Source organism: Arthrobacter sp. NPDC058288 (assembly GCF_042880995.1).
Classification (GTDB): domain Bacteria; phylum Actinomycetota; class Actinomycetes; order Actinomycetales; family Micrococcaceae; genus Arthrobacter.
On record NZ_JBHVYH010000010.1, the window covers coordinates 1 to 21,847 of the forward strand.

Genomic DNA, 21,847 nt, shown 5'->3' on the forward strand with positions numbered 1-21,847 from the left:
CGGACAGTTGAGGCCCTTGAGCAAGGGCCTCAACTGTCCGTTCGCGCCTAATGGTTCTTCCGTTGCCGGGCCGCCGCCCCGGATTTCGGGGTGCCTGTTGCGGAGGGCGTGGCAGCCCGGCGAACGGAAATCTTTTCGGTTACCGCAGGATCAGGCGGCGACGAGTTCCGCGTCCTCCACAGGTTCCTCGGAACGGTCCCGGGCCTCGTGCAGGAAGCGGGCGTAGGCCGGCAGCGTCAGGAACGTGGGGAATGCGTCGGCCAGGGTGACTTCCTCGAAGATGTCCCGTGCGTCGGCAAAGCGGTCGCCCTCGAAGCGTTCCAGCCTGGCGAATTCCTCGTCCAGGAGGTCCTCCACCCACTCGCGGGTAATGATTTCGCCGTGGTCGGTGATGGCGCGGGAGAAGATCCACTGCCATAGCTGCGAGCGGGAGATTTCAGCGGTGGCGGCGTCCTCCATCAGGTTGTGGATGGCCACGGCACCGTTTCCGCGCAGCCAGGACTCGATGTAGCGGATGCCCACCTCGATGTTATTCCGGATGCCCTGCTCGGTGATGGTGCCTTTTGTGGAGGCGATGTCCAGCAGCGCGCGGTCGTCCGGGATGACATCCTCGCGGAGGCGGTCCAGCTGGTTGGGCTTTTCGCCGAGAACGGCGTCGAACACTTCGCGGCAGACGGGAACCAGGTCCGGGTGCGCCACCCAGGAACCGTCAAAGCCGTCATTGGCCTCGCGGGTCTTGTCCGCGCGGACCTTTTCGAAGGCGATGGCGTTGGCTTCTTCGTCCTTGCGGTTGGGGACGGCCGCGGCCATGCCGCCGATCGCCATGGCGCCGCGCTTGTGGCAGGCGCGGACCAGCTGCTCCGTGTAGGCGCGCATGAAGGGGGCCGTCATGGTCACCTGCACGCGGTCCGGCAGGACGAAACGCGGGCCGCGGGTGCGGAAGTTCTTGATCATGGAGAAGATGTAGTCCCAGCGGCCGGCGTTCAGGCCCGCCGCGTGGTCGCGGAGTTCGTAGAGGATCTCTTCCATTTCGAAGGAGGCCGTGATGGTCTCGATCAGCACGGTCGCGCGGATGGTGCCCTGCGGGATGCCCAACAGGTCCTGGGCGAGGATGAAGATGTCGTTCCACAGGCGTGCTTCGAGGTGGTTCTCGATCTTCGGCAGGTAGAAGTACGGGCCCTTGCCCTGGGCGAGCAGGCGGCGGGCGTTGTGGAAGAAGTACAGGCCGAAGTCCACGATGCCGCCGGCGATGGGTTCGCCGTCGATGAGCATGTGCTTTTCGGGCAGGTGCCAGCCGCGGGGACGGACCACGATGGTGGGCAGTTCGCCGGCCGGGCGGAGCTTGTAGTCCTTGCCCTCGGGGGAGGTGAAGTCGATCCGGCGTTCCAGCGCGTCCGTCAGGTTGAGCTGGCCCTGGATGACGTTGCGCCACGACGGCGTGGAGGAGTCTTCCATGTCCGCCAGCCACACCTTGGCGCCGGAGTTCAGTGCGTTGATGGTCATCTTCTTGTCCACCGGGCCGGTGATTTCGACACGGCGGTCCTCCAGGCCCGGAGCAGGCGGGGCAACGCGCCAGTTCGGATCATTGCGCACGGACTCGGTCTCGCGGAGGAACCGCGGGTCCTGGCCCTTGGCGATCTGCTGGCGGCGGTCCCGGCGGCCCTGCAGCAGCTCCTGCCGCCGCTCCGTGGTGGCCCGGTGCAGCTTGGCCACAAACGCCAAAGCATCCGGAGTAAGAACCTCGCCCTGCCGGCAAATCGGCTGTGCGGTCAGCGTGATCCCGTTGATGGTGAAGTTGTCAGTGAAGCTGTTCATTTCGGTCTCCTGGTGCAAGGCCCAACTGAGTCGCAGTAGGTGTCGTTTTGAGCCTTCAAAACGACACCTACTGCTATCTAGTTGGGGAAGAATTAGTGGAACTGGCCCTCTTCGGTCGATCCGACCAAGGCGAGGGTGGATGCGTTCGGGTTGAGCGCAGTTGCGATGTCGTCGAAGTAGCCGGTGCCGACTTCGCGCTGGTGCTTGGTCGCGGTGTAGCCGCGGGACTCGGAGGCGAATTCCTTTTCCTGCAGCTCGACGTAGGCGCTCATGCCTTCACGGGCGTAGCCGTGGGCGAGGTCGAACATCGAGTAGTTCAGGGCGTGGAATCCGGCCAGGGTGATGAACTGGAACGTGAAGCCCATGGCGCCGAGTTCACGCTGGAACTTGGCGATGGTGGCGTCGTCCAGGTGCTTGCGCCAGTTGAATGACGGCGAGCAGTTGTAGGAGAGCATCTGGTCCGGGAACTCGGCCTTGACGGCTTCGGCGAACTTCTTGGCAAGTTCGAGGTCCGGGGTGCCCGTCTCCATCCAGATGAGGTCGGAGTACGGGGCATAGGCCTTGGCGCGGGCGATGCAGGGTTCGATGCCGTTGCGGACCTTGTAGAAGCCTTCCGGGGTGCGGACCGGCTGTCCGCCTTCGCGGAGGATGAATTCCTGGTCGCGCTCGTCGACGTCGGAGGTGATCAGGGTTGCTGCCTCGGCGTCGGTGCGGGCGATGACCACGGACGGCGTGCCGGCGACGTCGGCGGCCAGGCGGGCCGCGTTCAGGGTGCGCACGTGCTGCTGGGTGGGGATGAGCACCTTGCCGCCGAGGTGGCCGCACTTCTTCTCCGAAGCGAGCTGGTCCTCCCAGTGAACGCCTGAGGCGCCGGCCTGGATCATGGATTTCATGAGTTCGTAGGCGTTCAGCGGGCCGCCGAAGCCGGCCTCGGCGTCAGCCACGATCGGCACCATCCAGTCCTCGACGGTCTGGATGCCTTCGGAGAACTCGATCTGGTCGGCGCGGAGGAGGGCGTTGTTGATGCGGCGGACCACCGTGGGAACGGAGTTGGCCGGGTAGAGCGACTGGTCCGGGTAGGTGTGGCCGGAGTTGTTGGCGTCCGCGGCAACCTGCCAGCCGGAGAGGTAGATGGCGCGGAGCCCGGCCTTGACCTGCTGCACGGCCTGGTTGCCGGTCAGGGCGCCGAGGGCGTTGGTGTAGCCGCCGGTCTTGTGCTCTTCGGTCAGCTGCTTCCACAGCTTCTCGGAGCCGCGGCGGGCCAGGGTGTGCTCTTCGGAGACGCGGCCGCGGAGGCGGACGACATCCGTTGCCTTGTAGTCACGGGTCACACCTTCCCAGCGCGGGTTGGCGGCCCACTCGAGCTCCAGTGCGGCGGCCTGCTGCTCGGGCGTCTGCTGGGTGGGCTCAAATGCTGCAGTCATCTTTGTCTCCTTGTTTGTGCTCCGGGGTGTCCTGGCCGGCCCCGCCCTGCGCCTTTGCAGTGGGGGACCGGCTGGACCGGTGCGGTGTTTCTTTCCGTGAGATCTACTTTTCTGCACTTTCAAGAGGGTTACTAGATGAAAACCATGGAAAGAAATGCGTTTCTTCGCGTATGCTCAATAAATGTCGCCTACGAGCTGGAACCGCAAAGCTGCCACCCCGCCGTCGTCCCCTGCCACCCCCGAACTGGACGTCATCAGCCTGGGCCGCCGCGTCCGCCACCTGCGAAAAGCAGCGGCAATGACACTCGATGACCTCAGTGCCGCCGTCGGGACCGCGCCAAGCCAGCTGAGCCTGATCGAGAACGGGAAGCGGGAGCCCAAACTGGGGCTGCTGCAGCAGCTGGCAGCCGCGCTGAATGTCAGCATCGACCAGCTGCTCGGAGCGGAGCCGCCCAACCGGCGGGCGGCCCTGGAGATTGAGCTGGAGCGTTACCAGCGCAGCCCCCTCTACGAGTCCCTGAACCTGCCCAAAATCCGCATCAGCTCGCGGCTTCCGATGGATGTGCTGGAGTCCATGGTGGGCCTGCAGCATGAGCTGGAGCGCAGGCTCAACGAACAGGTGGCGACGCCGGAGGAGGCCCGCCGCGCCAACGCGGAGCTGCGGGCCATGATGCGCGAACGCAACAACTACTTCCCTGAATATGAGGCGGAGGCGCAGAAGGTCCTGGCGTCGGTGGGGCACAAGAACGGCCCCCTGTCCCATCACGTCATTGCCGACATCGCCGGGCACCTCGGTTTCAGCCTCCACCATGTGGGCGATCTGCCGCATTCCACCCGCTCCGTGACGGATCTTAAGAATCGCCGAATTTACCTGACGCAGAATCAGCGCTCGGATCATGACCCCCGTTCGGTGCTGCTGCAGGCGCTGGGCCACTACGTCCTGGGCCATCAGACGCCGTCGAACTACGGGGACTTCCTGATGCAGCGCGTGGCCACGAACTACTTCGCCGCCGCGCTGATGCTGCCCGAGCAGGCCACCGTGGAGTTCCTGCAGAAAGCCAAGCAGGCCAAGGAAATCGCCGTGGAGGACATCCGCGACGCCTTTGCGGTGTCCTACGAGACCGCAGCGCACCGGTTCACCAACCTGGCCACCCAGCACTTGGACATCCGCACGCACTTCCAGAAGACGCACAAGAGCGGCATCATCTACAAGGCGTACGAGAACGACGGCGTGACGTTCCCGCAGGATCATACCGGCGCCATTGAAGGCCAGCCGTCGTGCAAGAACTGGACGTCGCGGGTGGTGTTTGATGTGCCGGACAAGTTCAGCGCGTACAACCAGTACACGGATACACCGGCGGGGACCTACTGGTGCACGGCACGGACCGAGCGTTCGGCCAACGGCGAATTCTCACTCTCCGTAGGCGTCCCCTACGCGCAGGTGAAGTGGTTCCGCGGCCGGGACACGACCGAACGGTCCAAGTCCACCTGCCCGGACGAGAACTGCTGCCGCCGTCCGCCGGTCTCGCTGACGTCCGAGTGGGCGGGCAACGCCTGGCCGTCGGCGCGGGCGCACTCACACCTGCTCGCCGCGATGCCGCCGGGAGCCTTCCCCGGCGTGGACGAGACCGAGGTCTACTCGTTCCTGCAGGCGCACTCGGGGAGCTGAACAAACCCCGGGAGGCGTGGGGGCCCTACCCGTGCAGGTCCCGATAGGCGGCAGCGGCTGCCGGGTGCAACGGCAGCCCGGCCGTGTTGATCAGGGATTCCGGGCTCAGGAACTGGACTCCCAGGCTGGAACGGGGGATTAGTTCCTCGGCATGGTCCACCAGCAGTTCGACGGTTCTCTTCACCGTCCGCTCGTCCAGGTCACTGCGGCACAGGAGCAGGTTCGCCACACCCACCGCCCAGACAGCCGGAATGCCTTCGTAGGCGCCTTCCGGAATCAGCACCCGGTCGTAGAACGCGCCGTACTTGGTCCGCAGCACCGGCAGCAGGGGCGAGAGGTCCAGGAATCCGAGCCCCACCTCTTGGTGGGTGGCGGCAATGGCGGCCGTAGGCACACCGCCGGACCAGAACAGCGCGTCAACCGATCCGTCCTGCAGCGCCGCAAGCCCCGCATTGAGTCCGAGGTTCAGAACGGTGACCGTCTTGTCGGCCCCGGCAGTGGGCGTGCCGCCCACAGCCACGGATGCCAGCCCGGCGGCCTCCAACAGGCGAGGAGTGGTGAGTGACGTCCCTGAACCGGGCTCGCCGACAGCAACGGTCCTGCCAGCCAGTTCCGTGAGGCCACGTATGCCGCTGGTCTTCCGGACGACGCAGTGGACGTAGTTTTCGTACACCCTTCCCAAAGCCGTGATGCGAATGTCCGACGTGCCATTCGCCGGCATCTTCTGCGCGGCGGCATCCGCCAGCGCGACGGCGAAGGTCGCTTGCCCGGTCAGGAGCTGCTGCAGGTTGTCCAGGCTGCCCCCGGTGGTCAGGGCTGAGGCGCTGCCGGCCACGTCGTGGCGCTGGAGCGACTCTGCCAGCAGCGTTGCGAATTCAAGGTAGAAGCCTCCAGACTCACCGCCGGCAACCGTCACGGTGCGCGGCTTGTCCTCAGCCGTGCAGGCGTTGAGGGCCGGGACGAACAGCCCGGCCAGCGCGGCAGCCAGACCGGCCTTGAAGGCTGATCTCCGTGACGGAAGGGCTTCGCTCAGCTCAGCCATGCCGGTCATGAAAGGGCCTCCGGCTCCTGGAATGCCGCGGCACGCGGAAATTCGATGCGAGCGATCAGGCCATGCGGTGAAGCCTCCGCCAGCAGCAGGCGGCCCCCGTTGGCTGCCGCCAGTTTGTCCACAATGGTCATGCCCAAGCCGTTGCCGCGGATTTCCCGGTGCTGCGGGGAGCGCCAAAACCGGCTTGTGGCAGCAGCCCGTTCCTCAGCGGAAAGCCCGGGGCCGGCGTCGGAGACCTCTACGGCAACCGCGTCCGGGCGTACGCGGACGGCCACGGATATCCGGGCGCCGGCGGCGTATTTGATGGCGTTGTTGATCAGTTCCCCCACCATCTGGGCCAGTTCTGCGGCATTGCAGGCGATGTGCACCGCCGGGTCCGGCGGACCCTCCAGCAGGATCGATGAGCCGTTGCGCCGCGCCGCAGGTCCTGCCCGTTCGGTTTCTTCCTGCAGCACAGGGTATGGGTCAATGAGGGCGGGGAGCCCGTGCGAAGCGGGACCCGGGCCTCCGGCGGAATCTTCGAAAGCCCGGTGCTCGGCCGTCGCCAGCTTCAAGACCCCGTCCAGGATCCCCTCCACTCGTTCGAGTTCCGCCAGGACTCCGGCCGCCGCATTGTGTTCCCGGGCTGTCTGCAGTTCAAGCTGCAGCAGGTCGATCCTCAAGCGCAGGGCGCCGACGGGATTGCGCAACTGATGGGACGTGTCGGCGATCAGCTGGCGCTGGGATTCGATGCTGTCACTGACGGTCCGGGCCATCCTGGTGAAGGAACGGCTCAGTTCCCGCAGTTCCGGTGGTCCGTCCTCAGGGAGCTGACCGGCCCGGCCTGTTGCCTCGAGTTCCGTTACCGCCGAATTAAGGCGGTGTACCGGACGCAGCACCCAGCGCGTCACGCGGGCCGCGCCGAGGAGGAGCACTGCGGCGAGGGCGGCCGCCGCCACTCCGACGAGAAGCCACCGTTCCCGCAGTTTCTGCCGGGCAGCATCCAGGTTGACCTCCAGGACCGCCTCGCCAAGAACCTGGCTCGCGCTGCCGAACGAGCGTGAGATTACCTGGGAGCCGGTTCCGAAAGGCTGGATCGGACTGAGGGTGGTGTCGCTAAGGTTCAGCTTTGCCCGGGCAACAGCATCACGGACGTCTGCCCTGTCCTCGCTCAGGCCCCCCGAGCGCAGGGTGCCCTGCTGGAGGCCGATCAGCACCCCCTCACCGTAGAGTTCCGAGTATCTGTCCATCTCCGCCTGCAGCTGCGTGGATTCCCCGTCGGTCGCGGCGTCGAACGCCACCTGCGCCAGCCTGTTGAGGGCGGCTGCCCTGTTGATCTGGAGTTCCTGGGTGAGCTCCCGGCTGGCGGAGGTCAGGAGGGCGGTGGAAGCGAAGATGACGATCAGGACGGACAGCACGCTCAGGATTCCGAGGACACGCAGCTTCACGCAGGATCCGCCTCGACCCTATAGCCCACTCCGCGCACGTTGATGATGAACCCGGGGAGTTGGAGCTTGGCCCGCAGGCCCGTCAGATGCACGTCAAGGGATCGGGAGGAGGCCAGGAAGGCGTCCCCCCACAGCGCATCCAGGATCTGCTCCCTGGTGACCACTGAGCCTGCATGGCCGGCCAGGAGGGCGAGGAGGTCGAATTCAGTGGCGGTCAGAGGCAGAACCCTGGGGCCGATGGAGGCCACGCGCCGTTCGAGGTCCACCTCGAGTTCCCCCAGCACAATGCTCCGCTGCCTGCTGTCCCTTGCGCGGCCCGCACGCCTTGTCACGGCTTCGATGCGGGCCAGCAGCTCCACCAGTTTCACCGGCTTGACGAGGTAGTCATCAGCACCTGACCGCAGGCCAAGGACCACGCTGCGCTCGTCGTCACGGGCGGTGAGGATCAGGATCGGAACCGGTGTGACCTGGCGAAGCTTCCGCAGCACGTCGAGGCCGTCCATGTCCGGAAGTCCCAGGTCCAGCAGGATGACCTCGAACCGCCGGTGTTCCAGGAGCGCATCGGCCCCGCGGGCAACCCGGAAGGAGGTGTGTCCGGCGGATACCACCGCCGCATCGAGGGCGGATGCCATCGCGTCGTCGTCCTCGACGATGAGCACATCCATTGCCTGTTCCTGTTCGTTGACGGGGCAGCTGCTATCTGCCCGCTGTGGAGATTATCCCTTGTCCCGGCGAAACCTAAGGAAGTGTTAGGAATTCCCGCTCCACGTTGGTTGTGGGGTGGATCACCCATAACTTGGATGGGTCCTCGCTTTCGGAGGACCGTCAATGTCGAGGAGGAACCATGAGCAATGTTGCCATGGACAGCACAAAAGTACGCCCGGAACGGTTGCCGGGAGCACCGTCAAGCGAGGTTCAGCGATGAGCACCCAGCAAGCAGAAGTCCGGAGTGAGTCAGCCCAGACCCGCCGCGCCGTGAGCAACATCCTCAAGGGCTCCGCCGGCAACCTGGTGGAGTGGTACGACCTCTACGTCTACACAGTCTTTGCCGCCTACTTCCAGTCCCATTTCTTCAATTCCAAGGACGAGCTGCAGGCCGGCCTGGAAGCGATGGCCGTCTTTTCGACGTCGTTCCTCATGCGCCCCATCGGCGCCTGGTTCTTCGGCCGCTACGCGGACCGCAAGGGCCGCAAGGCCGCGCTGACGCTCAGCGTGACGCTGATGTCCGCCGGATCCTTCGCCATTGCGATCCTCCCCACCACGCAGCAGATCGGCGTCTGGGCCTTGTTGCTGCTGATCCTGGTGCGCCTCATCCAGGGCTTCTCCGTGGGCGGCGAATACGGCACCAGCGCCACCTACATGTCCGAGGCCGCCACGTCCAAGCGCCGCGGCTTCTTCTCGAGCTTCCAGTACGTCACCCTGATCGGCGGCCAGATGATGGCCCTGCTGGTCCTCGTCATCCTGCAGAACGTCATGCCGAAGGGCGACCTGACTGAATGGGGCTGGCGCATTCCCTTTGCCATCGGCGGCGTAGCTGCGCTGGTGGTCCTGTGGCTGCGGCGCTCGATGGAGGAAACCGTATCGGCGGAGCAGGTCGAAGCTGCCAAGATCCCGGCTGTTGCGGGCGTGGCACAGCCTGGCACCATGAAGCTGCTGTTCACGCAGTACTGGAAGCCGCTGCTGATCTGCATCGGCGTCACCCTCGGCGGCACCGTGGCGTTCTACACGTACACCAACTTCATCCTGAAGTTCATGAACGATACGTCAGGCATTGCCAAGACCGACACCTCGGTCATCAACTTCTGGGCCCTCTTCATCTTCATGCTGCTCCAGCCCGTCTACGGCATCATCTCGGACAAGGTGGGCCGCAAGCCGCTGTTGCTGTGGTTCGGCATCACCGGCGTCCTCTTCACCTGGCCGCTGCTCTCCACCCTGGCCGGCACCAAGGACCCGTTCACGGCGTTCCTGCTCATGATGGGCGGCCTGCTGATCGTTGGCGGCTACACGTCCATCAATGCACTCGTGAAGGCGGAGCTGTTCCCCGCGTCCATCCGCGCGCTCGGCGTCGGGCTGGGCTACGCGATCGCCAACTCGCTCTTCGGCGGAACCGTCCCGCTGATCGGCGCCGCATTCCAGAAGGCCGAGCGGGTGGATCTGTTCTTCACCTATGTCACGGTGGCCATCGCCATCTCACTGGTGGTCTACATCTTCGCGTTGAAGAACAAGAAGTCCACCCATCTGGATCACGAACAGGGCCACGCCTGGTCGCAGACCCGCAAGGACGACGACAAGGACAAGGACCTCCTCAACGTCTGATCCCGGTAGTACGGCGGCGGTAAGAGTACGACGGCGGGTGCCCACCCGCCGTCGTCCCCTCACCACCCCAGGACGCTCTCTCAGATCCTGCAGGAAAAACCCGGACGCTCTCTCACTTTCTTGTGGAAAGTGAGAGAGCGTCTCGGGTTTTCTTGGATTAATTGAGAGAGCGTTCAGCTGGGAGCGGGTCCCCGGGGCGGCGGGCCGCCGTCGTTGGCTGAGAAGCCGGCGGCTTGGAACCTGGGAGGCACCCCAAGGTGGGCGGACTATATTGGCCCTGTCAGCTCATCGGACCCGATCGCGGGAGTGTGCACTCATGGCCAAGGAACTCGCCACCCAGCTCGTTGAACAACTGCAGGCTGCCGGTGTGCAGCGAATCTACGGCATCGTGGGCGACAGCCTCAACCCGATTGTCGACGCCGTCCGCAAGACGGGCGGCTCCCAGCAGGGCGGCATCGACTGGATCCACGTCCGGCACGAGGAAGCGGCCGCATTCGCCGCTGCTGCGGAAGCCCAGCTGACCGGAAAGCTGGCCGTGTGTGCCGGCTCGTGCGGGCCCGGCAACTTGCACCTGATCAACGGCCTGTACGACGCCAACCGCTCCGGGGCGCCCGTCCTGGCCATCGCCTCGCATATTCCGAGCAAGCAGATCGGCAGCGGCTACTTCCAGGAAACCCACCCGGACCGGCTCTTCAACGAGTGCTCGGTCTATTCGGAACTCGTCAGCACTGCAGAGCAGGCGCCGCGTGTCATGCACAGCGCCATCCAGCACGCCGTCGGCCTCGGGGGAGTCGCCGTCGTTACCCTTCCCGGCGACATCGCCGGTCTGGAGGCCACCGGCGAAACGCCGCTGCCCGCGACTTTCCGGCGCGCCACGCTCACTCCGGACGCCGCGAGCGTCCGGGAACTCGCCGATGCCATCAACGCGGCGGACAAGGTCGCCATCTTTGCCGGCGCGGGAACGCAGGGCGCCCACGATGAAGTGGTGGCCCTCGCGGAACTCATCGGGGCCCCGATCGGCCACTCGCTGCGGGGCAAGGACTTCATGCAGTACGACAACCCCTACGACATCGGCATGACCGGGCTGCTGGGGTACGGCGCCGCGGCGGAGGGCATCGAAGACGCAGACCTGCTGATCCTGCTCGGCACCGACTTTCCGTACGACCAGTTCCTTCCGGGCACCCGGACCGCCCAGGTGGACCGGGCCGCGCACAAGCTGGGGAGGAGGACCGACGTCGACATCGCCGTCCATGGCGACGTGCTGCCCACGCTCTCCGCATTGAAACCTTTGCTGACTCCCAAGAAGAGCCGCCGCTTCCTCAGCCAGATGCTCAAGAAGCACGACCGGCTCATGAACAAGGCCGTGGGCGCCTACACCCGCAAAGTGGAAAAGAAGCAGCCCATCCACCCGGAGTATGCGGCCTCGATACTGGACCAGGTGGCGGCGGAGAACGCCATTTTCACCGCGGACACCGGTATGTGCAACGTCTGGACTGCGCGCTACATCAACCCGCTGGGCACGCGCAGGCTGATCGGATCGTACCTGCACGGCTCCATGGCCAACGCCCTGCCGCACGCGATCGGCGCGCAGCTGGCCTATCCCGGCCGTCAGGTCATTTCGGTGTCCGGTGACGGCGGCTTGTCCATGCTGCTGGGCGAGTTGATCACGGTCGCGGCGCACCGGCTGCCGGTGAACGTGGTGGTCTTCAACAACTCCACGCTGGGCATGGTCAAGCTGGAGATGCTCGTTGACGGGCTGCCCGATTTCGGCGTGGACGTGCCCGACGCCGACTACGCCGCGGTTGCCCGCGCGCTGGGCTTCCACGCTTTCCGCGTCACCGATCCAGCCCGGATCGAGGACGCCTACCGGGAGGCGTTCGCCCACCCCGGGCCGTCGCTGGTGGAGCTCATCACGGATCCGAAGGCGTTGTCCATCCCGCCAAAAATCACCGGCTCGCAGGTCCTTGGCTTCGCAACTGCCATGTCGAAGGTGGTCCTGAACCGCGGCGCCGGCGAAGCCGTCAGCATGGCCCGCAGCAACCTGCGGAATATTCCGCGGCGCTAGGTCGACGACGACGACGACGGGCGGCGGCCGTCGTCCGCTCGCTATGTGGGTGGAGAGCCGCCGCGCTCAGCCGCCAGCAGGGCAGCGGTTCGTTCAATCAGTCCGTAAGGAACCGGCTTGCCCAGCGGGAATTTCAACGTTCCCTTGGCTGAGCGGTACGGGTCGATGTCAGCCTGGAAAGCGGGGTCGCCTGACGGCACCGGATACACCGAAATATGGTGCGCCCAGCCCGCGAAATACACCACGTATTTGCCGTTCAAGGTGATGGTGGGGATGCCGTAGCTGATCATCTCGCCGGACTCCGGGACAGCCGCGTGGCACGTGCGCCGGATCTCCTCAAAGATGCCCTGCACCTCGTCAGGGAACGACGCGATGTACTCCTCGACGGTGTTGAATTGCTGCGCCATCTAGCGGTCCTCCGTCATGTCACGAGGATACGCCGGTGCCGGAAGTGAGAGAGCGTTGCTGAAATCGTTGCAAAAACTGCGGGCCGCGTGGGAGGGCGAGACCAAAACGACGGCAAACCGTGACCCTGCGGGCATCGTGCTGCAGCGGGCAGGCTGGTTGACTGAAGGGGACAGGCGGATTCCCGCCGAGTGCCGGCATGGCATTTCCAAGGGGGAAACATGAAAACGTTCCGCGTGGCCCGGCTCGCGACGGCAGGTGCGCTGGCGGCGCTCACCGCGTGCTCGGCGTCGACTCCGGAGATCCTGAAGGCCGACGGCGTGCAGCGGGTAGCGGTGGACGGCGCGGCGTACGCCGCTGAACTGCGCTCCTTCCGCACATCCGCTTTCGGGCTCGGCGAAGCCCTGCTGGCCGACGGCGGCGACGGCGCCCACGGGAACGTGGTGTCCTCGCCCGGGAGCCTGCTGATAGCCCTCGCCATGCTCCGCGCCGGTGCTTCGGGCGAGACGGCCGCGGAGATGGACGCTGTCCTGAAACTTCCCGCGGAGAACCGCGACGAGGCGATGAACGCGCTGCTGAGCTCACTCGAGAAGTTCGACGGCGACCCCGGCGCGGTGGATGAGGACAACCCGCCGCGGAAACCCGTGATGCATGCCGCCAACGGACTGTTCGTGGACAAGGACGTCCCCACGGGCGAGGCATTCCTGGACACCCTGGCCCGGCACTACGGAACCGGTGTGTATCCCGTGGACTTCAGCAACGAGGGTGCAACGAAGTCAGCCATCGATGCCTGGGTGAACAGGAACACAGGCGGCCGGATCAAGGAAGCCCCCGCAAAGTACGATCCGGACAACTCGTTCAGCCTGCTCAATTCCCTGTACTTCGCGTCCGCCTGGAGCGCGCCTTTCGACCCGAATGACACCTCGGATCTGCCCTTCACCACGGCCACCGGCGAGGAAATCGAAGCACCGGCAATGCACAACGAGCTGGAGATGAAGTACGCCGAAGGGGCCGGGTGGCAGGCCGTGGACCTGCCTTACGCCGACGGTTTCGTCATGCGCCTGGTACTACCGGACCGGGGCGCCGAGGCCACATTCGGTGCCGCAGCGCTCACGGACATCGCGGACACGCTGGACAGCGCACCGCTGGAAACCGTGCAGATCCAGCTGCCCCGCTGGGACCACAAGTGCAGCTTCGACCTGCGCAAGGTCTTTGAATCGCTCGGCCTCCGTAAGACCCTCACCACCACCGAGGACTTCAACAACATCCAACCCAAGATGATGATCACCCAGGCCGCGCAGGCAGCCAACATCACTGTTGCCGAAAAGGGCACCGTCGCCGCGGCGGTTACGCAGATCAACGGAGCTGTCACCAGTGCGCCGCCGCAGCCAGAACGGACCATCACCTTCGACCGGCCGTTCCACTACCAGATCGTGCACATGGAATCCGGGCTGCCGCTCTTCATGGGGACGGTGGCCGACCCCCGCTCGTAACACCACGCCAACACAACGCTCTCTCACATCCTGCGGCTTACAACACGACGCTCTCTCACTTTCTTGAGGAAAGTGAGAGAGCGTCGTGGATTTTCGCACAAGAAGTGAGAGAGGGTTGTGAAGGGCCGGCGGGGGTTAGCGCGGGCCGCCCTGCCAGAGGGCATCGAACGGGGCGCCCGAGGCCACCCGGTTGCGGATCCCGGCGGTCACAAAAGCCTTCGCCGTCCGTGCAGCCTCAAGCGGGGTGGCACCCTTGGCCAGCTCTGCCGTCACTGCGGCGGCGAGGGAACAACCGGCACCGGACACAGCTACTTCGCCCACCTTGGGGGCGGAGAGAATTTCCAGGGTGTCGCCGTCGTAGTAGACGTCGACGGCGTCGGGCCCGGCCAGGCGCACGCCGCCCTTGGCCAGCACCGTGGCGCCGCTCAGCTCGTGAATGCGGATGGCGGCGGCTGTGAGGGACTCGACATCGGTGATTTCCAGGCCGGACAGCGACTCGGCCTCGAAATGGTTGGGTGTGACAAACGTGGCCAGCGGCAGGATCTGCGCCTTCAGTGCCTGGTCCGTGTCCAGTGCATGGCCCGGTTCCTGGCCCTTGCAGATCAGCACCGGGTCCAGCACCACGTTGGCGAAGCCGCCGTCAGCCAGCACGGACGCCACGGTCGAAATAGTGGCAGGGCTGCCCAGCATGCCGATCTTCACAGTGTCCAGCACGGACGGCGCGCCGGACGCGGCGCCGTACGCCGCCGTCGTCGCCTCCAGCTGGTCCGCGATGACCTGCTGGTCCACCGGGACAAAACGGTGGTTCCAGTTGTCGTTCGGGTTGAAGGAAACGATGCAGGTCAGGTTGGCGATGCCAAAGACACCCAGTTCCTGGAACGTCTTCAGGTCCGCCTGTGCACCGGCACCGCCCGTCGCCTCGGAACCGGCAATGGCCAGGGCGACGGCGGGATAGGTGTCAGCAGCAACAGAAGTCATCCACCCATACTGCCACTGGGCCCAAGAACGCCGCATTGTGCGGATGACCAATATGACTAAACCAGGCCTGCTACGGGACGTCGGGTGCGTATGCCGGCGGCCCGCCGTCGTCGTACTGCCTGGCAAGCTTCCATACAGCAAGGCGGCCCACCGCAGCCGACGTTCCCATCGCAGCCGCTGCGAACAAGTCCGGCGGAGAGCCGAACCCTCCAAACGGGGCTCCCAAGGCAACGCCTAGCAGCCCGAAGGCGGCCACGTGAAGCCACTGCCTGCTGACCGGCCGCATCAGCAGGCCAAGCGGCAAGGCCAAGGCCCAGCCGATGACTACCGCGGGGATGGCACCGACCACGAGGGCCGCGATCAGCAGGAAGGGGAAGTCTACGGCGCTCGGGGGCAGGAACAGAGTGCGTACGCTAAAGACCAGGCAGAACGTCACATGCGTCACGAGGATGCCGAGCCACACCGCGCCCGGCCCCAGCACCACGCGCTGCGGCCGGCTCATGCCCGCCGCCCGGTAATCTCCTGGAGGGCCCTGCCCAGCTCGGCATACCGGAAGGCGAACCCGGCGTCCAGCAGTTTCCGCGGCTGGACCCAGCGGCTCTTGAGGACCAGTTCCGTCTCGGTGCGGATCATCACGGCGCCGAGCTCCAGCAGCCAGCCGGGCGTCGGCAGGCCGAACGGCACACCATAGGCACGGCGTACCAGGCGCATCAGTTCCCGGTTGTCCACGACCTCGGGTGAGGCCACGTTGACTGGTCCCGTCAGGTCCGTCCGCTGGTGCACAAACAGCGCGCTGCGGTAGAGGTCCTCCACATGGACCCAGCTGAACTTCTGGCTGCCGCTGCCCATGTGCCCGCCGAGTCCAAGCCTCGCGAGAGCCGCGAAGGGCCGCATCACCCCGCCTCCCGGACCGAACACGATGGAGATCCGGAGCGGGACCTTGCGCGTGAGGGGCGTTTTGGCGGCGGCCAGGGCGGACTCCCAGGCCCGGGCGACCTCAACGGAGAACCCGTGGCCCAGCTCGCCGTCGTGCTCCGACTGGGGCGAGTCTTCCGCGTGGCGGTAGATGGTGCCGGTGCTGGCGTTGAGCCAGGTCGCCGGGGGAGCGGAACAGCGGGCCACGGCGCGGCCTAGTTCCGCCGTCGTGGACACCCGGGAGTCCAGGATTTGCGCCTTGTTCCGTTGGCTGTAGCGGCAGTCCACCGAACGTCCGGCGAGGTTCACCAGCAGTTCGGCGCCGTCAAGTGCCCGGGTGAGTCCGTCGTCGTCGCCCCAGCGGACTGTGTCAGCGCCGGTGCGGCCGACGGCGCGCACCTGCCAGCCGTCCTGCTCGAAGCGCGTCCGAAAATAGCCGCCGATGAAGCCGGAAGCGCCGGCCAGGACCACGGTCTTTCTGTTGTTCATGATTCCCCCCAATGATCGTTGCTGGCTCTGGTTGCCGCCGTCGTTGGTGCCCGGCTAGTCCCGGACGCTTCGGCTCAGGCTGAGGACATCGTCCAGGACCTTGCTGACGCCGGGAATCCTGGCGAGGGAAAGCCCGCGTGCAATCAGCGGCGCCACACCGTCGATCAGCTTCCGGGTGCGGCGGCGGTCCTCGGACGAGTCGTAGACCCAGAAGAGTGCCACACCCATGTAGCCGAGCCACAGCAGTTCCGGAAGGTCCGCGCGGAATTTCCTCGGAACCGCCGGGCTTGCGCCCTCCACGATGTGCCGGAAGATGGCCAGCGAGGCGTCGCGGGCGGCCGAGGACTCGCCGGAGAACGGGTTAACGGGCGACGCCGGCCGGATCGCCGTGGCAATGAATTCGGCACCGAAGCGGTGGTACGGCTCCATAACGTCGAGTCCGGCGTGCAGCGTCGCCTTGAGCCTGCCACTGAGGTCCTTGATGCCCTCGACGGCTTCGGCAGCCTTCGCCGCGTGCTCGGCCTGGACCTGGACGTAGAGCTCCTGAACCAGTTCGTCCTTGGATGCGAAGTAGTAATAGGCGTTCCCCACGGACACTCCGGCCTCGGTGGCGATGGCGCGCATGGTGGTCTTCTCGAAGCCGACCTCGCGGAACATGCGCAGGGCCACGTCCGCCACCAACTGCCGGGTCTGTTCGCTCTTGCTTGCCATGGGATAGCCGTCTTCCAGTTTTTGAACGTGTTCAAGCAGTGTGCCACGAAAACTGAACGTGTTCAAATCTGTTGCTGAATCCGCTGAAGTGGACCCTCCATCACCCGGTGGTGCGACAATGGAACACGGTTTCGGCGGCAGCACGCTGCGGGAACCTCTCCCAGTGCTAATACAGCCGGCCGCCGCAGCGGATCTCCTCCGCTACTTTTCCGGGCAGCCGCGCGAACCACTCCGAATGGATCACCCATGACTTCCGCCAAGACTTTCCCCGCCTCCGCGGCGCCGAAATTCGCCTCGATCGGTTCCCCCTATTTCGGCATCCTGCTGGCCGTCATGGCGGTGGTGCTGATCCTGTCCAACATCGGGGCATCAAAGGGCGTGGCGATCGGCCCGATCATCACCGACGGCGGCTTCTTCCTCTTTCCGCTGGCCTACATCCTGGGCGACGTCATCAGCGAGGTCTACGGGTTCAAGGTGGCGCGCAAGGCAATCATCACCACGTTTGCGCTGTCCGTGTTCGCCTCAGCCTGCTACTGGGTGATCATCGCGCTTCCCGGCTTTGACGACGAGTACGGTGCCTCCAAGCAGGCCGCACTCGAAGGTGCGCTGGGACCGGTTCCGCAGATCGTGCTGGCTTCCCTGCTGGCGTTCCTGGCCGGCCAGACCATCAACTCCTGGATCCTGGTGAAAATGAAGGCCCGCACGGGCGAGAAATCCCTGTGGGCAAGGATCATGGGCTCGTCAGTGGCCGGTGAGTTCGTGGACACCCTCATCTTCTGCAGCATTGCGGCGTCCGTCATCGGCATCACGGACGCCGGCAGCTTCGTCAACTACGTGCTGGTGGGCTTCCTTTACAAGACCCTGGTGGAGTTCCTCTTTGTCCCCGTGACTGCGTCCGCCATCGGCTGGATCAAGAAGCGCGAACCGAGCTACGGCGCGTAGCGGCCCCGGAGCCGCCCGCGCCGGTAATGCCAGCGGCAGCCAGCGGCGTCAGCCCTTCAGCGTGGAGTCGAGGAGGGCCCGCAGCTCGCGGTAGTGGCGCTCCGTGGCCTCGGCGTGGAATGCAGAGGTGTCGGCCATCGAATAGCCGTGGGAGGCCCCGGAGTAGATCTCGTTCGTAGCCTCGAGGCCCGCGGTGCGGAGCACCTCGCCCAGGCGCGCCACGGCGTCGGCATCCATGCTCTGATCATGATCGGCGTGGCCGAACACGAACCGGGCCGAGGCGTTGCCGAGTCCCAGATGGGGACTGTCAGCTGCGTCTGTGGCAAGTCCGCCGCCGTGGAAACCCGCGCATGCTGCGACCACCTCAGGATGGGCGGTGGCCGTGCGCACCGCGAGCCGGGCACCCATGCAGTAGCCGAAGGTGCCGATCGGGCCCGGTGCGACGCCGTCGAGTGTTCGCAGCGCGGCAACCCACGCGTCAATGTCCGGCTGCGCCTTGTCCGTAGTGAGGCGTCCGACCCGCGGGAACGCCGCTTTGCCGGCGGCAGCCCGGCCCTCCGGGGTGGTCATGTCCGTGCGCGGTTGGATTTCCGCGGCCGTCCCTTCGCGGTAGAAGGCGTTCGGCGCAAGGACTACGTAACCCCAGTCAGCTATGCGCTGCGCCATCTCCTGGATGCGGGGACGCAGACCGAAGGCGTCCATGTAGAGGATGACACCCGGCCACGGGCCCGGGCCGTTGGAGGGGCGGGCGACAAGGGCCTCGGCTGTTCCGTCTGCGGCTGGGATCTCGATGAGCATCCGGCCAGCCTATCCGAAGGGCCTAGGAGTAGTACCGGCCCAGGGTCTCGGCCTTGAAGTCGAAGAAGTTGCCGGCCTCGATGGCGAGCCGGGCGTCGTCCACCATCTTCACCACGAAGCGCTCGTTGTGGATTGAGATCAGCGTGGCCGAGACCATCTCCTTGGCCTTGAACAGGTGGTGGATGTAGGCCCGGGAGTAGTTCAGGCAGGCGTAGCAGTCGCAGCCTTCCTGCAGCGGGCCGAAGTCGCGCTTGTACTTGGCGCCGGAGAGGTTGAACCGACCCTCCGGGTGGTAGAACGCGGAATTCCGGGCCACCCGGGTGGGGGAGACACAGTCGAAGGTGTCTGCGCCGTTCTCGATCGCGGTGAAGATGTCATCCGGCTCGGAGATGCCCAGCAGGTGCCGCGGCTTGTTCTCCGGCAGTTCCTCGTTGCACCACCGCACGATCGTGCCCAGGTTCTCTTTCTCGAGCGCCCCGCCGATGCCGAAGCCGTCGAAGTTCATGGCGCCGAGGTCCCGGCAGGCCTGGCGGCGCAGGTCCTCGTACTGGGCGCCCTGGATCACACCGAACAGCGCCTGGTACGGCTTCCCCGCGCGGGACGCGGTCAGCCGGAAGTGCTCGGTGATGCAGCGTTCGGCCCAGCGCCGGGTGCGCTCCAGGGACTCCTCCTGGTAGCCGCGGGAATTCTGCAGGGTGGTCAACTCATCGAAGGCGAACATGATGTCCGCGCCGATCTGATGCTGGACGTTCATGGAGATTTCGGGGCTGAAGCGGTGCCTGTCCCCGTTGAGGTGGCTCTTGAACCACACGCCTTCCTCGTCCACGTGCGCCAGCCGTTCCTTGCCGGGCGCCACGGCGTCGTCCGGCCCGGAAGTGTCCACCGACTTCATGTCGATGACTTTCTTGAAGCCGGAGCCGAGGCTCATCACCTGGAAACCGCCGGAGTCCGTAAACGTGGGCCCGCGCCAATTCATGAAGGCTCCCAGGCCGCCGGCTTCGTCCAGGATCTCCGCCCCCGGCTGGAGGTACAGGTGGTAGGCGTTGGCCAGCACCGCCTGGGCGCCGAGTTCGGCGACGGACTCGGGCAACACCGATTTCACCGTGGCCTTGGTGCCCACGGCGATGAACGCCGGCGTCTGGATCTCGCCGTGCGGGGTGCTGATGGTACCGGTGCGGCCGAGGAACTCTCCGCCGTTGGCGGCCACCTGCTCCGGAGTCGGTGAGCACGTCTCGCTCAGCCGTTTGCCCACGGTGAAGGAGAACTCGGACTGCAGGGCTGCGGCGTCCGGCTCGACAGGCGGGAGTGACGGTTCAGTATTGTCAGTATTGGCTGGCACGGTTCAAGTGTGCCAGCTTGGCCTCGGGAAACTTAGCCGGCGGTCAGTGCACCGGGTCCGATGTGGGATAGTTCTCAGCCCGCCAGGTGTCCCAGCTGTTGCGGATTTCCTCCAGCCGGTGCGCTCCCAGATCGTAGGTGGACACGATCACCATGGACCCGCCGTCGGGCCTTATTTCGGCAATGGGCGGCTGGTCGGCAACGACCAGCAGGCCGTCGCCGTGCTCGGCGTAGCTGTGCACGGTGAGCCCCACCTGGTGGTTGGTCCGGTACCAGACCTTGCCGGAGATCTCCTCCCCGGTCGCAAGAGTCAGCGAATAGGGCTCGCCCGGCTTGGGGAGGTCCCCCAGGCCAAGCTTGTCGATTGCCGAACCTTCTCCTCCCGGAACGGAAAAGAACGCCGTGCGGCGTTTGCCGTGCGGGTGGTGTTCCAGTGCGAAGCGGAGCTGCTGGAGGAACGTCAGCCAGCTTTGGGTGATGTCCTCGTCCCAGGCAGCCCACTCGGAATTGTGGTCCAGGGCGGCCCGGGTCACGCTCACCTCGGTGCCGGCGGGGACGGGTTTCAGGGTGAACTCGTCCCCGCCGTCCACGGTGAGGCTGGTGTGGTCCCGGCCTTCCACCACGGTGTCCTTAAAGTAGATCTCGTTGATTTCGGCGGCAAGGTCGTCCGCCTCCCAGCCGTGCCACTGGGCAACTTTGGCCGGTTCACGCAGCATTGTCCAAACCTGCTGCGCATCGGAGTTGATCACAACGCTCAGATTGTTCGTCATGTGGCGAATCTACAACTCCCGGCGCCGCCCGGGTAGGGCCTAACGGGAACGGGTCAACGACCAGGGCCAACTGGCCTCAGGCCCGCACGGACTCCAGTTCGTTGCCGATCCGGCGTTCCAGTTCCTTCAGCCCGATGGTTTCCGAGCCGCCGTGCGCCCGCAGGAACATCAGGGCCTCCAGCCGCAGCAGCCGCCATTCGCGTTCGGCGTCCGGGTTCGAGTTGTCGATGGCCCGGAAGATTTCCTTGTCATACAGATTGGGTTCGTTCAGCGAGCGCTGGCGGACCTTGGCATTCATCCGGGCCTTGAACGGGTCCGTTTCCATCGCGTCCGGGGCGCGGAGGAGCTTCTCGTAGACCTCGGCACGTTCCTCCTGCCCGGTCTGGCGGCAGATGTAGCTGGACAGGGCAAGTGCCGCCTCGACGGACGTCCAGCGGCCCGGGTTGCCATCGAAGGGCAGCACGTTGAGCAGGTCTGCCACGGCGAGGGCACCTTCGGCATCCCTGAGTGCGACGAAAAGTTCGTGGGCGAGGTCGTTCAGGTCCTTGAGGCAGCTACCCGACTTGGTGTTGATGCCCTTGGCCAGGCGGTCGCTCAGCAGCATCACGCCCATCGCGTCCGGATGGGCGGACGCAACCGCCTCCACCACCGATTCGGGTGTTCCCGAAGGTTCCGGTATCAGCGCCAGCTCTTCCTCAGTCGGACCGGCCGCCGTGGCAGCCGCGGCCGGCGTGGTGGCGGGAAGGGGAGGTACGACGACGGCGGGAACCGCCGGCGCGGCGTCCTCCCCGGCGGAGTCTGCCCGGGCGGCGGGGGGTTCAACGAGCTTAAGCGGGGTGTCGGCGTCGGGCTCTTCGGAAACCGCCGTCTCTTCGCCGCCGTCGTTGACTGCGGTGCTGCCGGTGGAGGTTGCTTCCAAGGCCGCGCCGGTGCCCGCCACCAGCACTGTTGAGCCGGCGGCGATGCGGAGGATCCCGCCGCCGGTGAGCGTTGCGAGGACAACGGCCGGGGTGCCGAAGTCGTCGTCCTCAACGAGTACGCTCTGGACTTCGGCGGACCGTTCGCCGTCGGGTAGGAGCAGCAGGTGGCCGGTCTGCAGAGAGCCAGCCTGGAGCTCGCTGTAGTGCTGGGCGGCTGGGCGGTGGGTCATCGGGAGTCCTTAAGTTCTCTTGCGGTCCGCCCTACAGTCTACAAAGGAGCCTGCCTGAAATCGGGGACGCCCGGGATCCTTCGAGCGTCCC

Annotated in this window: 19 protein-coding genes; 5 read left to right on the plus strand and 14 right to left on the minus strand. The window is 65.8% G+C overall.

The window, feature by feature from the left end; all coding sequences use genetic code 11:
* Positions 1 to 150 precede the first annotated feature (150 nt).
* Positions 151 to 1,815, minus strand: coding sequence for a malate synthase A (gene aceB / locus ACFVWT_RS20495; RefSeq protein WP_390251121.1), 1,665 nt, complete (start codon positions 1,813 to 1,815; stop codon positions 151 to 153).
* Positions 1,816 to 1,907: 92 nt separating this feature from the next.
* Positions 1,908 to 3,239, minus strand: coding sequence for an isocitrate lyase (gene aceA / locus ACFVWT_RS20500; protein WP_390251123.1), 1,332 nt, complete (start codon positions 3,237 to 3,239; stop codon positions 1,908 to 1,910).
* Between the two features lie 181 nt (positions 3,240 to 3,420).
* Between aceA and ACFVWT_RS20505 the strand changes: the two genes are divergently transcribed.
* Positions 3,421 to 4,908 carry a helix-turn-helix domain-containing protein gene (locus ACFVWT_RS20505; RefSeq protein ID WP_390251125.1) on the plus strand — a complete coding sequence of 496 codons (1,488 nt, stop codon included), beginning with the start codon at positions 3,421 to 3,423 and terminating at the stop codon, positions 4,906 to 4,908.
* A gap of 25 nt (positions 4,909 to 4,933) precedes the next feature.
* Here ACFVWT_RS20505 and ACFVWT_RS20510 read toward each other — a convergent pair whose 3' ends face one another.
* Genes ACFVWT_RS20510 through ACFVWT_RS20520 form a run of 3 tightly spaced genes read right to left on the minus strand, consistent with a single transcriptional unit; the run spans position 4,934 to position 8,051 of the window.
* Positions 4,934 to 5,959, minus strand: a complete 1,026-nt coding sequence (locus ACFVWT_RS20510; RefSeq protein WP_390251127.1) for a TAXI family TRAP transporter solute-binding subunit — start codon at positions 5,957 to 5,959, stop codon at positions 4,934 to 4,936.
* Positions 5,956 to 7,386, minus strand: coding sequence for an ATP-binding protein (locus tag ACFVWT_RS20515; RefSeq protein ID WP_390251129.1), 1,431 nt, complete (start codon positions 7,384 to 7,386; stop codon positions 5,956 to 5,958). The genes ACFVWT_RS20510 and ACFVWT_RS20515 overlap by 4 nt, the downstream gene beginning before the upstream one ends.
* On the minus strand, positions 7,383 to 8,051 hold the full coding sequence (locus ACFVWT_RS20520) for a response regulator transcription factor (protein WP_390251131.1): 669 nt from the start codon (positions 8,049 to 8,051) through the stop codon (positions 7,383 to 7,385). Before ACFVWT_RS20520 ends, ACFVWT_RS20515 begins: the two co-directional genes overlap by 4 nt.
* 256 nt (positions 8,052 to 8,307) lie before the next feature.
* Between ACFVWT_RS20520 and ACFVWT_RS20525 the strand changes: the two genes are divergently transcribed.
* Both ACFVWT_RS20525 and ACFVWT_RS20530 read left to right on the plus strand, forming a co-directional pair.
* Positions 8,308 to 9,702, plus strand: coding sequence for an MFS transporter (locus ACFVWT_RS20525; protein ID WP_390251133.1), 1,395 nt, complete (start codon positions 8,308 to 8,310; stop codon positions 9,700 to 9,702).
* A gap of 316 nt (positions 9,703 to 10,018) precedes the next feature.
* Positions 10,019 to 11,767 carry a pyruvate dehydrogenase gene (locus ACFVWT_RS20530; RefSeq protein ID WP_390251135.1) on the plus strand — a complete coding sequence of 583 codons (1,749 nt, stop codon included), beginning with the start codon at positions 10,019 to 10,021 and terminating at the stop codon, positions 11,765 to 11,767.
* Positions 11,768 to 11,808: 41 nt separating this feature from the next.
* Here ACFVWT_RS20530 and ACFVWT_RS20535 read toward each other — a convergent pair whose 3' ends face one another.
* Positions 11,809 to 12,174 carry an iron chaperone gene (locus ACFVWT_RS20535; RefSeq protein ID WP_390251137.1) on the minus strand — a complete coding sequence of 122 codons (366 nt, stop codon included), beginning with the start codon at positions 12,172 to 12,174 and terminating at the stop codon, positions 11,809 to 11,811.
* A gap of 219 nt (positions 12,175 to 12,393) precedes the next feature.
* Here ACFVWT_RS20535 and ACFVWT_RS20540 point away from each other — a divergent pair, with 219 nt between their 5' ends.
* Positions 12,394 to 13,665 carry a serpin family protein gene (locus ACFVWT_RS20540; protein ID WP_390251139.1) on the plus strand — a complete coding sequence of 424 codons (1,272 nt, stop codon included), beginning with the start codon at positions 12,394 to 12,396 and terminating at the stop codon, positions 13,663 to 13,665.
* Between the two features lie 135 nt (positions 13,666 to 13,800).
* Here the strand turns inward: ACFVWT_RS20540 and ACFVWT_RS20545 are convergent, their stop codons facing one another.
* The 4 genes from ACFVWT_RS20545 to ACFVWT_RS20560 all read right to left on the minus strand — a co-directional run bounded on the left by ACFVWT_RS20545 (position 13,801) and on the right by ACFVWT_RS20560 (position 16,758).
* Entirely contained in the window at positions 13,801 to 14,643 is an 843-nt protein-coding gene (locus ACFVWT_RS20545) for a hydroxymethylpyrimidine/phosphomethylpyrimidine kinase (protein ID WP_390251141.1), read from the minus strand.
* Positions 14,644 to 14,713: 70 nt separating this feature from the next.
* Positions 14,714 to 15,145 carry a hypothetical protein gene (locus tag ACFVWT_RS20550; RefSeq protein WP_390251143.1) on the minus strand — a complete coding sequence of 144 codons (432 nt, stop codon included), beginning with the start codon at positions 15,143 to 15,145 and terminating at the stop codon, positions 14,714 to 14,716.
* Positions 15,142 to 16,047 (minus strand): TIGR01777 family oxidoreductase, encoded by a 906-nt coding sequence (locus tag ACFVWT_RS20555; RefSeq protein WP_390251145.1) that lies wholly within the window; start codon positions 16,045 to 16,047, stop codon positions 15,142 to 15,144. The genes ACFVWT_RS20550 and ACFVWT_RS20555 overlap by 4 nt, the downstream gene beginning before the upstream one ends.
* Before the next feature lie 54 nt (positions 16,048 to 16,101).
* Positions 16,102 to 16,758, minus strand: a complete 657-nt coding sequence (locus tag ACFVWT_RS20560; protein WP_390251147.1) for a TetR/AcrR family transcriptional regulator — start codon at positions 16,756 to 16,758, stop codon at positions 16,102 to 16,104.
* Between the two features lie 246 nt (positions 16,759 to 17,004).
* On the opposite strand from ACFVWT_RS20560, the gene ACFVWT_RS20565 reads away from it, so the two are divergent.
* Entirely contained in the window at positions 17,005 to 17,700 is a 696-nt protein-coding gene (locus tag ACFVWT_RS20565) for a queuosine precursor transporter (protein ID WP_390251149.1), read from the plus strand.
* A gap of 48 nt (positions 17,701 to 17,748) precedes the next feature.
* Here the strand turns inward: ACFVWT_RS20565 and ACFVWT_RS20570 are convergent, their stop codons facing one another.
* The 4 genes from ACFVWT_RS20570 to ACFVWT_RS20585 all read right to left on the minus strand — a co-directional run bounded on the left by ACFVWT_RS20570 (position 17,749) and on the right by ACFVWT_RS20585 (position 21,756).
* Positions 17,749 to 18,498 carry a dienelactone hydrolase family protein gene (locus ACFVWT_RS20570; RefSeq protein ID WP_390251151.1) on the minus strand — a complete coding sequence of 250 codons (750 nt, stop codon included), beginning with the start codon at positions 18,496 to 18,498 and terminating at the stop codon, positions 17,749 to 17,751.
* A 22-nt stretch (positions 18,499 to 18,520) separates the two neighbouring features.
* Positions 18,521 to 19,774 carry a tRNA guanosine(34) transglycosylase Tgt gene (gene tgt, locus ACFVWT_RS20575; RefSeq protein ID WP_390251346.1) on the minus strand — a complete coding sequence of 418 codons (1,254 nt, stop codon included), beginning with the start codon at positions 19,772 to 19,774 and terminating at the stop codon, positions 18,521 to 18,523.
* A 106-nt stretch (positions 19,775 to 19,880) separates the two neighbouring features.
* Positions 19,881 to 20,606 carry an SRPBCC domain-containing protein gene (locus ACFVWT_RS20580; RefSeq protein WP_390251153.1) on the minus strand — a complete coding sequence of 242 codons (726 nt, stop codon included), beginning with the start codon at positions 20,604 to 20,606 and terminating at the stop codon, positions 19,881 to 19,883.
* Positions 20,607 to 20,682: 76 nt separating this feature from the next.
* Entirely contained in the window at positions 20,683 to 21,756 is a 1,074-nt protein-coding gene (locus ACFVWT_RS20585) for a DUF6707 family protein (protein ID WP_390251155.1), read from the minus strand.
* Positions 21,757 to 21,847 lie beyond the last annotated feature (91 nt).

Bases quoted from the DNA above. Each gene is read 5' to 3' on its own strand.
- aceB (WP_390251121.1), bottom strand. From the start codon at position 1,815: ATGAACAGCTTCACTGACAACTTCACCATCAACGGGATCACGCTGACC.
- aceA (WP_390251123.1), bottom strand. From the start codon at position 3,239: ATGACTGCAGCATTTGAGCCCACCCAGCAGACGCCCGAGCAGCAGGCC.
- ACFVWT_RS20505 (WP_390251125.1), top strand. From the start codon at position 3,421: ATGTCGCCTACGAGCTGGAACCGCAAAGCTGCCACCCCGCCGTCGTCC.
- ACFVWT_RS20510 (WP_390251127.1), bottom strand. From the start codon at position 5,959: ATGACCGGCATGGCTGAGCTGAGCGAAGCCCTTCCGTCACGGAGATCA.
- ACFVWT_RS20520 (WP_390251131.1), bottom strand. From the start codon at position 8,051: ATGGATGTGCTCATCGTCGAGGACGACGACGCGATGGCATCCGCCCTC.
- ACFVWT_RS20525 (WP_390251133.1), top strand. From the start codon at position 8,308: ATGAGCACCCAGCAAGCAGAAGTCCGGAGTGAGTCAGCCCAGACCCGC.
- ACFVWT_RS20530 (WP_390251135.1), top strand. From the start codon at position 10,019: ATGGCCAAGGAACTCGCCACCCAGCTCGTTGAACAACTGCAGGCTGCC.
- ACFVWT_RS20535 (WP_390251137.1), bottom strand. From the start codon at position 12,174: ATGGCGCAGCAATTCAACACCGTCGAGGAGTACATCGCGTCGTTCCCT.
- ACFVWT_RS20540 (WP_390251139.1), top strand. From the start codon at position 12,394: ATGAAAACGTTCCGCGTGGCCCGGCTCGCGACGGCAGGTGCGCTGGCG.
- ACFVWT_RS20545 (WP_390251141.1), bottom strand. From the start codon at position 14,643: ATGACTTCTGTTGCTGCTGACACCTATCCCGCCGTCGCCCTGGCCATT.
- ACFVWT_RS20550 (WP_390251143.1), bottom strand. From the start codon at position 15,145: ATGAGCCGGCCGCAGCGCGTGGTGCTGGGGCCGGGCGCGGTGTGGCTC.
- ACFVWT_RS20555 (WP_390251145.1), bottom strand. From the start codon at position 16,047: ATGAACAACAGAAAGACCGTGGTCCTGGCCGGCGCTTCCGGCTTCATC.
- ACFVWT_RS20560 (WP_390251147.1), bottom strand. From the start codon at position 16,758: ATGGCAAGCAAGAGCGAACAGACCCGGCAGTTGGTGGCGGACGTGGCC.
- ACFVWT_RS20565 (WP_390251149.1), top strand. From the start codon at position 17,005: ATGACTTCCGCCAAGACTTTCCCCGCCTCCGCGGCGCCGAAATTCGCC.
- ACFVWT_RS20570 (WP_390251151.1), bottom strand. From the start codon at position 18,498: ATGCTCATCGAGATCCCAGCCGCAGACGGAACAGCCGAGGCCCTTGTC.
- ACFVWT_RS20580 (WP_390251153.1), bottom strand. From the start codon at position 20,606: ATGACGAACAATCTGAGCGTTGTGATCAACTCCGATGCGCAGCAGGTT.
- ACFVWT_RS20585 (WP_390251155.1), bottom strand. From the start codon at position 21,756: ATGACCCACCGCCCAGCCGCCCAGCACTACAGCGAGCTCCAGGCTGGC.